The organism is Parapedobacter brassicae (assembly GCF_051400755.1).
GTDB lineage: Bacteria > Bacteroidota > Bacteroidia > Sphingobacteriales > Sphingobacteriaceae > Parapedobacter.
Window position 1 is genome coordinate 411,050 of sequence record NZ_JBLFFL010000003.1, and the last position, 13,015, is coordinate 424,064.

General features: G+C 51.4%; 9 protein-coding genes. 2 read left to right on the forward strand and 7 right to left on the reverse strand.

Annotated elements, in window-relative coordinates; all coding sequences use genetic code 11:
• Positions 1-17: 17 nt before the first annotated feature.
• On the reverse strand, positions 18-740 hold the full coding sequence (locus ACMGDE_RS11035) for a pyridoxine 5'-phosphate synthase (protein ID WP_436832844.1): 723 nt from the start codon (positions 738-740) through the stop codon (positions 18-20).
• A 128-nt stretch (positions 741-868) separates the two neighbouring features.
• On the opposite strand from ACMGDE_RS11035, the gene cdaA reads away from it, so the two are divergent.
• Positions 869-1,651: a diadenylate cyclase CdaA gene (gene cdaA / locus ACMGDE_RS11040; RefSeq protein WP_436832845.1), complete on the forward strand. Its 783-nt coding sequence runs from the start codon at positions 869-871 to the stop codon at positions 1,649-1,651.
• Positions 1,652-1,709: 58 nt separating this feature from the next.
• On the opposite strand, the gene ACMGDE_RS11045 is transcribed toward cdaA, so the two are convergent.
• The 4 genes from ACMGDE_RS11045 to ACMGDE_RS11060 all read right to left on the reverse strand — a co-directional run bounded on the left by ACMGDE_RS11045 (position 1,710) and on the right by ACMGDE_RS11060 (position 6,174).
• Complete coding sequence (locus tag ACMGDE_RS11045) at positions 1,710-2,558, reverse strand: DUF2911 domain-containing protein (RefSeq protein ID WP_436832846.1); 849 nt, start codon at positions 2,556-2,558, stop codon at positions 1,710-1,712.
• Between the two features lie 221 nt (positions 2,559-2,779).
• Entirely contained in the window at positions 2,780-4,075 is a 1,296-nt protein-coding gene (locus ACMGDE_RS11050; protein ID WP_436832847.1) for a sugar MFS transporter, read from the reverse strand.
• A gap of 385 nt (positions 4,076-4,460) precedes the next feature.
• Positions 4,461-4,973, reverse strand: a complete 513-nt coding sequence (locus ACMGDE_RS11055) for a DinB family protein (RefSeq protein ID WP_436832848.1) — start codon at positions 4,971-4,973, stop codon at positions 4,461-4,463.
• Entirely contained in the window at positions 4,954-6,174 is a 1,221-nt protein-coding gene (locus ACMGDE_RS11060) for a sensor histidine kinase (RefSeq protein WP_436833120.1), read from the reverse strand. Before ACMGDE_RS11060 ends, ACMGDE_RS11055 begins: the two co-directional genes overlap by 20 nt.
• Positions 6,175-6,241: 67 nt before the next feature.
• Here ACMGDE_RS11060 and gltX point away from each other — a divergent pair, with 67 nt between their 5' ends.
• Entirely contained in the window at positions 6,242-7,774 is a 1,533-nt protein-coding gene (gltX, locus tag ACMGDE_RS11065) for a glutamate--tRNA ligase (RefSeq protein ID WP_436832849.1), read from the forward strand.
• Here the strand turns inward: gltX and ACMGDE_RS11070 are convergent.
• Both ACMGDE_RS11070 and ACMGDE_RS11075 read right to left on the reverse strand, forming a co-directional pair.
• Entirely contained in the window at positions 7,755-10,640 is a 2,886-nt protein-coding gene (locus tag ACMGDE_RS11070; protein ID WP_436832850.1) for a DEAD/DEAH box helicase, read from the reverse strand. The two genes, gltX and ACMGDE_RS11070, sit on opposite strands and share 20 nt — an antisense overlap.
• Before the next feature lie 97 nt (positions 10,641-10,737).
• Positions 10,738-12,957: a helix-turn-helix domain-containing protein gene (locus ACMGDE_RS11075; RefSeq protein WP_436832851.1), complete on the reverse strand. Its 2,220-nt coding sequence runs from the start codon at positions 12,955-12,957 to the stop codon at positions 10,738-10,740.
• Positions 12,958-13,015: the final 58 nt, after the last annotated feature.

A 13,015-nucleotide genomic window follows, 5' to 3' on the forward strand; every position in this document is an offset into this window, starting at 1 on the left:
TCCGCTGTCATCAAAAACTAGCGAAGGGATAGCTGGTCCAGATACAGCTTGATTGTCTCTTCTAGCCCCAAGTAAAGCGCATCGGCGATCAGCGCGTGGCCAATACTCACTTCGAGCAATCCCGGTACATGCTGGTTGAAATACCGTAGGTTGTGCAGGTCGAGGTCATGCCCGGCATTGAGGCCCAAACCCGCCTGTTGCGCTGCCTCAGCGGCGGCGATGTACGGTGCAATGGCCTGCTCGCGGTCGCGATGATAGGTGCTCGCATAGCCTTCGGTATAAAGTTCCACGCGGTCGGTGCCGGTTTCTGCCGCTGCCGCTATCATCGTGGGATCGGGGTCTACAAATATAGAGACCCGGATACCCGCTTCCTTAAACAGCGAACAGGTGTCCTGCAAATACGATCGGTGCTTGATGGTGTCCCAGCCATGGTTGGACGTGATCTGCCCCGGGTCGTCCGGCACCAGCGTCACCTGGGCGGGCGCGGTATCCAACACCAGGCGGACAAACTTCTCCTCTTGGCTATTGCCCTCGATGTTCAGTTCGGTCTGGATATTCGCTTTCAGGTCATAAACATCCTGATAGCGGATGTGCCGCTCATCCGGCCGGGGATGCACCGTGATTCCTTGCGCGCCGAATCGTTCACAGGCCAATGCCGCTTGCAATACATCGGGATTATTGCCTCCCCTTGAGTTGCGGAGCGTAGCGATTTTGTTGATATTGACGGACAGTCTTGCCATGGGAATTGCTTTATCAATGACAAACTTAGCCAACTTACCCAACAATGCAAGCTATTGACCGCTAATCGGCCACTGAAAAATTCACTTTTATCACCCGGAACGCATAAATTTCTTAAATTGCGGGGATTATGGAGAGCCTCGACTTCAGCTTTAGGTTACTGGATATCATCGACATCCTGCTGGTAGCTGTCATCCTTTATTATATCTATAGCCTTATACGGGGTACCATTGCGGTAAACATCCTCATCGGCCTGGGACTGATCTATGTGATCTTTCTGCTTGTCCAGCAATTCAATATGCACCTGCTCACCCAGATCTTTGGCGGATTTATCAGTGTGGGGTCGTTGGCCCTGGTGGTGGTCTTCCAGCAGGAAATCCGGCGTTTCCTCATCCATATCGGCAAGAACATCTCCGTAAAGCGGAAAAATTTCCTTTGGTCGATCTTCGTCAACAAAAAAACCGCGACGCAGGATAATCATGCCCGCCTGAAACCGATTGTCGATGCCTGCCGGAGCCTGTCCAAATCGTACACGGGGGCATTGCTGGTGTTTGCCAAATATTATGATGAAGAATACTATCAGACCAGCGGCGAGTTCCTGGATGCGCAGCTCTCCAAGCGACTGCTCGAAAGCATCTTCCAAAAAAGCAGTCCGTTGCACGATGGCGCGGTGGTGATCGTCGATTTCAAGGTGATGACTGCCAGCTGTGTGCTTCCCCTATCGGATAGCGAAGATCTGCCCCTCCATTTCGGTTTGCGCCACCGGGCCGCCATCGGCGTCACGGAGGTGAGCGATGCGATTGCGGTGGTGGTGTCTGAAGAAACCGGGGAGATCTCATTTGCCAAAGATGGCAACGTAAACATGAACATCAGTCACGAGGAGTTGGAAGAGCTGCTGAACGCCAACCTATGATATGAAAAAAGCCTGATCTGCGTCATGCAAATCAGGCTTTTCTGCGAAAGGCCGTTACCTACCGTTGCGCCTCGGCCAATACCTGGCCATTCAGTTTGATGTATTCGGGATTGTTCTGCTGTTTCGCGATCGCAACACCCTCTGTGGCGGTCGCCGCCGCACCTTGTTTATCCCCGGCCTTCAGTTGAATGCGCGCCTTCCAATATTTGATATAAGGCGCTGGGTTTGGACCTTTGTCGGCCTCGTTCATCCACTCAAGTGCTTTTTGGATGTCTTTATTGTTATTATAATAGTATTGCGCGGCCTGCATATACGGCTTTTTCTCGCCTTTCATCGCTTCATCGATAGACGCCATGATCTCCGCATCTTGATCCACCGTCAGATCAAAACTGACCTGTGTCCGTTCCCAGGCAATATTCAGCTTCGCGCTTTGCGGCTTTACATCCGAAAATGCAATGGTAAAGGTTTCCAAGGGTTTAGCCAACCGCTCAGGCTTCACGTTGAAACGGAATAGATCTTCCTCCTGCTTATAGGAATAAGCACCCCATTGTTTGCTGTTTTTGCTGATGATGATCGTCCACTCTTTCGTACCGGGTATCGTAAACAACCCATACGTACCAGCGGGCACTTTATTGCCCGCAATGGTGACCTCGTCATCGAATGTCAGCGTCGAGACATTATTCGCCCCTGTACGCCATACGGTGTCATAAGGCTCCAGTCCACCGAATATCTTCCGGCCGTTCATGTTCGGGCGGCTGTATGTAAGCGTGACGCTACTGATACCCAGCCCCTGCGTGACTGTTTGCGGGCTGCTCGCTGGCGGCAGCTTCAATTGAGCGTTTGCCGGCTGCCAACCCAGGGCAACCGCCATGGCAACGATTGCCGACGTAAATAAGTTCTTCCTCATATTGCTTGTTATTAGTTTACAATGGTCCGAAATTAAACAATATCCCGGAGTAGTAAATCAACCTGCATTTAAAAATGCAACATTACCGAAATATTACAATCCGGTCAAAATACTTCAGCGTCCCAAGCGTTTTAAAAATATTATTTCACAAGTCCTGTTTTCCTGCATCGCATCAGCGGTGCAGGAAAATCAGGCACAACCCCTTCGGTTCGCAATCATTCTTATTCGGAAATCGACTTTTTCCCCACGTTATGGCCGTAACTTGCAAAATAAAGGAGGTAAAGGTAGGCCGGAATCATCGCGTATAGGAATGCATATTGGAAATCTATGCCAAGGGTGTCTTTTAGATAACCATATACCAACGGCCAGATCGCACCGCCTGCGATACCCATGATCATCACGCCGGATCCAACTTTTGTAAACCGGCCAAGACCTTTAATGCCTAGCGGGAAGATTGCCGGCCACATCAACGCATTGGCAATGCCCAATAGTGCCACAAAAATATAGGAAGTCATCCCGGAGGTGAACACCGAAATAGTGGTAAACGTAATGCCGACCAATGTGCAGACCCGAAGTGCGGCCTGTTGTGAGATCAGTCTGGGGATGGTTGCAATCCCAATAAAATAGCCAATAAGCATACAACCAAGCGTAAATGCAGTACCATATTTTACAAAGAAGGGAGGTAATGACAGTAACCGTCCGTAGGTCCCAATGATGTCGCCCGCCATGACTTCTACGGCAACACAAAAGAATATCGCTAACGCTCCGAGGAAAAGATGAGGAAAATGAAAGATGCTGCTTTTCTTTTTGAGATTTGCACTTTCCGTTATCACTTCTTCTTTGTTTACGTCTACGTCGGGCATTTTCACAACAAACACAATGATTGCCAGGATGGCTACGCCAACAGCCATTCCAATGTATGGGCTATGGATCCGTTCGGAGAGTTCGGCTAACAATGCGTCATGTTCGGGACCTACTTTGAGGTCTTTTATTTTCCCCGAAATCAAGTCATAGTCCTTCAACAATATGCTCCCTAAGACAAAAGGGACAATGATGCCGGCGGTCTTGTTGAAAATACCGACAATGGAGATGCGTTGGGCAGCACTCTCAATGGGGCCGATGATGCTTAGGTAAGGGTTGATCGCCGTCTGAAGTAGCGCCATCCCCGATGCTTGTACGAATATCGAAACCAAGAATAGTCCATAACTTAGGTTGGATGCGGCCGGCAATATAATCAACGCGCCAATGACGATTAAAAACAGACTGAGAACAATGCCGTTTTTAAACCCGATCTTGTCTAATATCCACGAACTGGGAAGGGCTAAAAAGAAATAAGCAATATACGAAGCAAATAATATGAAGAAAGCCTGCAAATCTGTTCCTAAATTAAAGGCTAACCGCACAAAGGGGATAAGTGCTCCGTTTGCCCAGGTTATATAACCTAAAATAAAAAACAGTGCGCAGCAGATGATCATGGGTAATACCGCTGTCTTTTTTTGAGTGGCTGTAGCGTTCATTGATGTAAATGTTTATGTTAGTTAGGTTGGTTGTTAAAACGGAAACCTTCCACTCTACAAGACTATAAAATAAAATCAACAATTGAAACAAAAAAAATTACGCAAACGGTTGAGTGGAGGTTTTTGACGTATTGCAGACACGGCCTAGGAGACGGCAGCGAAGCGCTCCGGATCCAGACGTGGAGCAATACGCTAAAATAGGAAACGTCCCGATCGCTCGGGACATTTCCTACACCTAAACCGTATCATAAAACCATGGAAATGGTTTCCTAGATACCATAATTACAATGCGCCTTGAAAAAGGTTTAATATTTTTTCATTTTTTTCCCCACAGCCTCCCACGCAGACCACCCAACACGGATCACCAATCACCAACCACTTACCACTACCCCTCCAAATACCGCTCACGGATCATGTTGCGATGATGATTGAGGTGACCGGCAATGATATACAGGAATGCCCGCACGCTGATCAGCCGTTCGGAGGCAATGCCCTTGCGCGCCAGTTCGTGGTCATTAAAGCTTTTAAAAAGCATCAGGTTCGATTGTCTTACTAACACAAATTCTTCCGCAAAGCTCTCCAATGAGCGTTCGTTGAATCGGGCGTTGGCCACAAAATCTTCCGGTTCAAACCCGATGAGCTCTTTGGTGTCATTACGGGCGAAGCGCAAGGCGCGATAGGCCATGACCCGCTCGGTATCGATCACATGACCGACCACCTCCTTGATCGTCCACTTGCCTTCGGCATACGCATATTCGGATTTTCCCGCGGGAATGTGTGCCAGAAATTCGGGAAACGATTCCACCTGTTCTTGCAACATGTCGAGCGCTTCGCCTTTTATGGTATCGATATAAGATGCATATATTGCCGGATATTCATCAGATTTGAGCGGGTTCATACGTTTGATTACTTGGTAAAACGATTCTAAATGTGGTTCCTTTATCTATTTCTGATTCTTTCACAAAAATCTGTCCTTTATGATACTCGATCATCCGCTTGGTGAGGCTCAACCCGAGGCCCCACCCACGTTTCCTCGTCGTGAAACCAGGCTGGAAAACGGCATCAAACTTATTTCGGGGTATCCCCTTTCCGGTGTCGCTAATGTCTATAAAAATCTGCTCTTTCGCAATATTTTCTGAAATAAGGATATCGATCCGGCCGGCCGACTCGATGGCGTTGGCTGCATTTTTCAAGAGATTCTCCAGTACCCAGTCAAACAGCGGCACATTCAGCATGGCCTCCACCTTCGTATCGCCCGACACATTGAATACAATTTTGTCACTGGTCCGCACCTTGAAATAATTGACAAAATCGGCTACTACCTTGTACAACACATGGTTTTGCAACACGGGGGTAGATCCGATTTTAGAGAACCGATCGGCCACCACCTCCAGGCGCTTCACATCGCTTTCCATCTCATTGAGCAATGCGTCATTTTCGGCATCAAACTTGGCCCGCACCAATTCCAGCCAGGCCATCAGCGAGGATATCGGTGTACCCAACTGGTGGGCGGCTTCCTTGGCCATGCCCACCCATACGAGGTTTTGTTCGGACTTGCGGATCGAGTTGAACACCGTGTAAGCAATGGTCAGGAATATCGCAATCAGCGTGAGCTGCACGTACGGAAAAATTCGCAGCTGGGTCAGCAGCATCGAATCTTTGTAGTATACAAACCACCGGGTGCCGTTGGGGATATCAATGACGATCGGCGGATGGCTTTCCTTCATGATGGCCAACTGCCTGTTGAAATACGCCGGATCGTATACCTGGCCGCCGCCGCCGTCCTCGATTAAAATGTTCGTCTTCGTGGAATCCAGGTCGCGCCAGTAGATGATGCTATCCTGGGCATCGGCAATGATTGCCGGTACAGCAAGGCTGTCCCGGACAGAGTAGATAAAGGTAATCGTTTCGTCATCTACATCGGGCATCGTGATGATGCTCCGCGTGCTCATGGCCCACACTTCCGCCTTGGTACGCTCAGACTTGGACAGGTTCCGCACCAGGTAATTGGTATACAGCAGCGATGCCCCCGCAATGAGGGCAGCGAAGATCAGCAAAGCAAATTTCCAACGCTGTTGATTGTACTGGTAAGGATTCATCAGGGCCAAAATACATAATTCCGCGTAAATGGTGATTTCGGCAGGCGTATTTTTTATCTTTGCCCCCATGGATCAGGACAGAAACGTAAGGGTGCGCTTTGCACCGAGCCCCACCGGGGGGCTGCACTTGGGCGGCGTGCGCACGGCATTATTCAATTACTTGTTTGCCAAGCAGCACGGCGGCACGTTTGTGCTGCGTATCGAAGATACCGACCAAACCCGCTTCGTGCCCGGTGCGGAGGACTATATCCAAGATTGTCTCCGCTGGTGCGGCATCGAGCCGGATGAGAGTCCCACTCATGGCGGCCCATACGGCCCTTACCGCCAAAGCGAGCGCAAGGCTAACTACCGGAAATATGCCGAACAGCTCGTGGCCGATGGGTATGCGTACTACGCGTTCGATACCGCTGAGGAGCTGGAGAACCAACGGGCCGCACAGCCTAACTTTAAATACAGCCACGAAAACCGGCTGCAACTACGCAACTCGTTGAACTTGTCAGCATCCGAAACCGCACGGCTGCTGGCGGAAGGGCATCCCCATGTCATCCGCATCAAGATGCCTGTGGGTGAAACCATCGGCTTCGAAGACCTGATCCGCGGGATGGTCAGTTTCGACTCGTCATTGGTGGATGACAAAGTGCTGCTAAAGGCAGACGGCATGCCCACATATCACCTGGCCGTAGTGGTAGACGACTGCCAAATGGCCATTACCCATGCATTCCGTGGTGAGGAGTGGCTGCCATCTGCTCCCGTACACATCCTCCTATGGGAATACCTCGGCTGGCGCGACGCCATGCCGCAGTGGGCGCACCTCCCGCTCATCCTCAAGCCCGACGGCAACGGCAAGCTCAGCAAGCGCGATGGCGACCGGTTGGGTTTCCCGGTGTACGCCATGAACTGGCAGGACCCGAAGACGGGCGACCTCACAAAAGGTTTCCGCGAACTCGGTGTGCTGCCCGAAGCATTTGTAAACATGCTGGCCCTGCTGGGGTGGAACGACGGTACCGATCAGGAAATTTTCGCGCTGGATGAATTGGTAGTTAAATTCTCGATAGCGCGCATCAGCAAGGCCGGCGCAAAATTTGATTTCGAAAAAGCCAAATGGTTCAACCATGAATGGATAAAACGGAGCGAAGACGATGCGCTCCTGCCCCAGTTGGGCAATCTGTTGGCAGAACACGGAGTAAGAGACATTGACCAACAATACCTCGCGGATGTGCTGCCGCTGGTAAAAGAGCGCCTCACTTTTCTAGCCGATTTCTGGGAGCAGGCGTCGTTTTTCTTCCAGCGCCCGGACAGCTATGACCTGCCGGCCATACAGCCCAAATGGAGTACGGACAAAACGGTCTTCTTCCAAGACATGATCGACAAGCTCGAAAACTTCGCCCCTTGGCACAGCGCCGAGCTGGAGAGCTTCTACAAACTGGCCATCAATGCGTCCGGCATGAAAGTAGGTGAGCTGATGCTTCCCTTCCGCATCATGCTCGTGGGCGGCAAATTCGGTCCGCATGTGTTTGACATCGCCGCACTGCTCGGTCGCGAGGAGACGGTAGCGCGCATGAAAAATGGCTTAGCGGCGTTTACCCAAGCAGCTCTTTGATATCGTCCGGCGTGAGTGACTTAATGAAGCTTTCCTCCGTGGTGATGAGCGTATCCGCAATCGTCTTTTTGCGGCTTTGCAGGGCCAATATTTTTTCCTCCACGGTGTCTTTGGTGATGAATTTATAAATGAACACGTTGCGCGTCTGCCCGATGCGGTGCGTACGGTCGATGGCCTGCTGCTCTACTGCCGGATTCCACCAGGGATCGAGGATAAACACATAATCGGCCTCCACGAGATTGAGCCCTACACCACCCGCTTTGATGGAAATGAGGAATAGCCGGGTACCTTCATTCTCGCGAAACTGCTTGACCACCTCGTCCCTGTTTTTGGTAGCCCCATCCAGATAGGCATAGCCGATGCCGTGTTTGTCAAAATACTGCTTGAAAATCACCAGCTGCTTGACAAACTGCGAAAACACCAGCACCTTGTTGCCGCGCTGCAGCACACTCTCCAGCGTATGGATGACACTCTCGAATTTGCCCGATTCGCCTTTGAAGGCACTGTCTATCATCCGGGGATGATTGGCCAATTGGCGTAGCTTGGTCAGCCCCTGCAAGAGGGCGATCTGCGGTGTCTTGGTTTTTTCATCCCCCAGGTTTTCCAATATCGCATTGCGGTATTCGGATTTTATCCGCTCGTATCGCTCGGCCTGCTCCTCACCCATGGCACAATAAAAAATCTGCTCCGACTTGGGCGGTAGCTCCGTAGCCACCTGGCTCTTGGTGCGCCGCAACACGAATGGCTTGATGATCGCCTGCAAGCGCTTGGCTTTTTCCTCATCCTTCTTCCGTTCGATAGGCTGCACAAACTCCTGCTGGAAATAGTGATAACTGCCCAGCAGTCCGGGATTGAGAAACGCCATCTGCGACCAGAGGTCGGCTACAGAATTTTCCACGGGCGTGCCGCTCAATACCAGCCGATGTTTGCTTTTGAGGCTTTTCACGGCCTTGAACGACTTGGATGTCGGATTCTTGATGATCTGGCTTTCATCCAATATGACATAGTTGAAATAAAAGCCGCCCAACAGCTCCTCATCACTACGGACGATACCGTAGGTGGTGATGATGAGGTCGTAACTTCCAAACACGGCCACATCCTTGCACCGATTGATGCCGGTGTGTACCAACATGCGCAATTGGGGTACAAACTTGTCTGCCTCGTTTTGCCAATTGTATATCAGCGAGGTGGGCATGATGATCAGTGAGGTAGCAGGCCCCGCTCCTGCCACTGCGGTTTCCTTCTGCTTTTGGAGAAAAGCCAAGGTCTGGATGGTCTTGCCTAAGCCCATGTCATCGGCCAGGCAGCCTCCAAACCGGTATTTTTGCAGAAAGTGAAACCAATTGTACCCCGCCTTTTGATAAGGTCGCAGCGAGCCGTTAAACGCTTTCGGCGCGTCAACCTCCTCGATCGCATCGAAGCCCGCCAACTGCGCCAGCCTGCGGTCCATCGTCACTGCCGTATGTTCGGAGATGTCACTGAGCAACCCGATATGATACTTGCTTAGCCGGATACTTTTTTTATCTTCCGAAAAGTGAAAAAGCTGGTTGTAGCGCGCAAACCATTCTTCGGGGATGACCGCCACCTCGCCACTCGGCAGCACAAACTCCTTCTGGTTGTTCAGGATGTGGTGGCGCAGTTGGGTAAACGGCACTTCATACTGCCCGAAGCGGGCAACCGCCTGCACGTCAAACCAGTCGTTGCTTTCGTTGATGGATAGGTCCAGCTCCGTACGCCCAAAAAAGAAACGCTTATGGGGGTCTTCCTGTACGATCTCGTATCCCAGCCGATTGAGTTCATCATGTTTATCGCGGAGCCAGTCCATCGCCGAAGCGGTTTCTGTATCGCCGGCATCCGGCTCCAGGTGGCTGAATAACGCGCTCGTACTGTGCAATCCCATCTGCAGCAGCTCCTGCAGGCGGTGCTCTTCCCACTGCAGCGAACGTTTGATGCGATGGAACATATACTGATCGGCACCTTCGTCATATTGCATCCGTACCGTCGCCTTGTGCTCACCCCCCGAAGCAAAGAGGTATGGCCCATAGCGAAAATTCAGCTGCAGCTGCGACGTGCCATTTTCGACATAGAGCAGCTTGATTACCGGCACGGCATTGTGCTGGTGTGTTTCAATGGCAAACCCCTCGGCATACACATGGTGTTTTTCGATCAAGCCGCGCACAAAGGTTTCGAAATATTTGCGTTCCGTCGCCCTTGGCACAGAAATATAGCGCTTCTGTAAAAATGGCGACAGCTTCTTCCCTTCCAACGGCTGGTCAAAATGGTACAGCACGTTTTCGAGCAATAGCCAAGCCTGCTGGTTGATGACCACCTGTGCATCCTTATACATAAATTCAATACGCTGCCCATCGTATTTAATGGTCGGAAAATAACGCGTCTCTTCTTCATTGCGCCTGAAATGGAATAACACCGAAGCTGCCTGCGGCGCTATTTCGAGCGGTTGTTCAGCGGCATACCCGTCTTTGCTCATCGAGAACAAGGGCTTGCCTTTGAGCAGCTCCAGCGCCTGCAATAAACGGCGCTCGATTTTGGGTCGGATGTATTCGAAAAACTTTTTATCAAACACCTTGGAGAAAAAATCCACCGGCCGTACGGGCTTCTTATGGTAGCGTTTGATAATGTTCGTCTGCTCCACCTCTTCGAGCAGCTTAATCAGTTTATGATCCGTGTCATCCAACACCTGCGCATAATCCAGGGACGTATTGCTGAAAACGCGCCGATGGGTCAGCGAATGCCCCCCGTTGGGGTTGAGCTGCACCACATGCGGTTCAATCAGATAGCCCAAATACGGATGTTCGCAAAGGGAATAGACCAGTTCATAAGGTTGTGTAGTATCGATTTGCTGCATCTAACAACGGTAGCTTCCAAAAAATAAGGCACTAAAGATACGGAAATTCACGATAATCATGCTTGCTTTTAGCAAGACTTGTGCCATTCGGTCCGCATCATGTCTTCATATCGGCTTGGGCGACACGGATTTCATAATATTCCACCTCCGGGCCCAATATCGCTTTGATCACAGACGAAGGCCGACCGGGATTTTTCCGCAGCGTATTCCGGATCGTTTCCAATTTAGCGGCTTCCACCAATTGGGCCGCTTCCACTCCCTTACCGATGAATGCGGTGAGGTGACCGATAACGGTACCTGGAGTCAGCCCTCGCTCGGCTGCAATTTCGTCAAGGGATTTGCCGGACTTGAACAGGTCAAGACTCATGCGTTTCGTATCGCCCTTCGCTGCGCTTCGAACGGCGGGTATGCCCGGTAGTCCGGAGGCATCGATGGCAATGGCGGTCAGTCCATCGGCTTTTGCCATGATGTCTGACAGGGCATCCCCCTTGGCCAGTGCCTCGGTGATGGTGGCACACTGTCTCAGCTGTTCGCGCTTTCGCTTGAAATCGATCAGCGGCTCTTTCAGTTCCTCCACATATTTCTTCGTTCGCTTCTTGATCACCCAGGAGCTGATATGATCTTCAAGCATCGCAATCAACTGCTGATCGATCTTGGGCAAAAACCACTCAATGGCTTTAGCCGTGCGCTCATGTATCCGGATGTAATCTGGCTGCTCCTGCTTATTGAGCAAACCATCCAGTTGGTTCCTGAATTTGTTGGCCACTTCTTGCAGCGCCTCACAGGTCAGGTACAGGGCTTGGAGCACCTGCATGGCAGCCACTTTGTCAGCGATATTGCGCGTAGCGACATCCGTCTTCAGCGATGCCAGTGTTGCCACCGGACCGTCCCACTTAAACGCCTGGAGGAGCATGTGCCCGATGTAATGTCGCTGCGAGGCCTCCAATAAGGCAGGCACCTCCTCTTCGGCCAGCATATTACTCGAAAAATGGGCCACCTGCCGGTCTGTGCGGATGCTGTGCGGCGGAATCCGCGAATAGAGTACCAGCCCGTCAAGGGCACGCAAGCGGCTCAGCGCCACATACACCTGCCCCGCCGCGAAGGAGGCTCCGGCATCAATGATCGCCTTGTCAAAGGTAAGTCCTTGGCTTTTATGGATGGTGATGGCCCACGCCAGCCGCAGTGGAAACTGCGCGAACGTGCCCAATACTTCCTCTTCTATCTTGTCTTCGGCTTTATCATACCGGTACCGGATGTTTTCCCACGCCTCGCGCTTCACTTCCACCGCCTCGCTGCCATCAGTAAAGTCGACCATCAATGCATCACCCGAGGCGTCGATGTGTTTGACATAACCGATTTTGCCGTTATAATAACGCCGCTCATCGCCGCTGTCGTTTCGGATGAACATTACCTGGGCGCCCACTTTCAGCGCCAGCTCCACCTCCGCAGGATACAGGCTTTCCGGAAAATCGTTGGACACCTTGGCGTTCAGCATCATGGTTTTACCTGGAAGGGCTTCCAGCTCTCTTTTATTGATGGCATCAGCCCGGTGATTATGGGTGGTGAGGGTGATATAAGGCGCTTCCTTTGGCGGCACAAAATCCGGGCGGTAATAACTGTTAAGCACCTCCAGTTGCGCCTGCGAGCAGCAATCGTTTCGGATATCGTTGAGGATGTCGATAAACATTTGCTCGCTTTGTCTGTAGATTTTCTTGAGCTCCAACAGGATGGGCGGATGCTCCCGCAATACCTTGGCATCGAAGAAAAACGGACTAGGATAATGGCGGCTCATCACCTCCCATTCCCGCTCTTTCACCACGGGCGGCAGCTGGTATAGGTCGCCGATGAACAGCACCTGTAACCCGCCGAACGCACGCGCATCGCGTCTCACCGATTTCAGGATGGCATCAATGGCATCCAGGGTATCGGCCCGCAGCATCGAAACCTCATCGATGACCAGCAAATCGATTTCCTGCAAGAGGGCGCGCCGCTGCTTGGTCAGCTTCACTTTGCCAAACAGGCGACGGCGGTTGTAGATGTGGCTGTCGTCGTCATTCCATGCCAGTTCGTAATCATCAATATACAAGCCGAACGGCAGCCAAAACAGCGCATGCAGGGTGGTACCGCCCGCATTCATCGCCGCCACACCGGTGGGTGCCGCCACCGCCATCTTCTTATAACTGTGCTGGCGGATATACTTGAGGAACGTCGTCTTTCCCGTCCCGGCTTTGCCAGTAAGAAAAATATTGCGGTTGGTCTGGTTTACAAACGATAGCGCCTGCAAGAAAGCCGTATTGTGCACATCTAATTCGGCCATAATACCGATGGAGGTCTAAACGATTTAATGTTAAAACAGTAGGTAGCATACAAAAATA

Excerpts from the sequence above, each read along its gene's own strand:
- ACMGDE_RS11035 (WP_436832844.1), bottom strand. The coding sequence starts at position 740 with ATGGCAAGACTGTCCGTCAATATCAACAAAATCGCTACGCTCCGCAAC.
- cdaA (WP_436832845.1), top strand. The coding sequence starts at position 869 with ATGGAGAGCCTCGACTTCAGCTTTAGGTTACTGGATATCATCGACATC.
- ACMGDE_RS11045 (WP_436832846.1), bottom strand. The coding sequence starts at position 2,558 with ATGAGGAAGAACTTATTTACGTCGGCAATCGTTGCCATGGCGGTTGCC.
- ACMGDE_RS11050 (WP_436832847.1), bottom strand. The coding sequence starts at position 4,075 with ATGAACGCTACAGCCACTCAAAAAAAGACAGCGGTATTACCCATGATC.
- ACMGDE_RS11055 (WP_436832848.1), bottom strand. The coding sequence starts at position 4,973 with ATGAACCCGCTCAAATCTGATGAATATCCGGCAATATATGCATCTTAT.
- ACMGDE_RS11060 (WP_436833120.1), bottom strand. The coding sequence starts at position 6,174 with ATGAATCCTTACCAGTACAATCAACAGCGTTGGAAATTTGCTTTGCTG.
- gltX (WP_436832849.1), top strand. The coding sequence starts at position 6,242 with ATGGATCAGGACAGAAACGTAAGGGTGCGCTTTGCACCGAGCCCCACC.
- ACMGDE_RS11070 (WP_436832850.1), bottom strand. The coding sequence starts at position 10,640 with ATGCAGCAAATCGATACTACACAACCTTATGAACTGGTCTATTCCCTT.
- ACMGDE_RS11075 (WP_436832851.1), bottom strand. The coding sequence starts at position 12,957 with ATGGCCGAATTAGATGTGCACAATACGGCTTTCTTGCAGGCGCTATCG.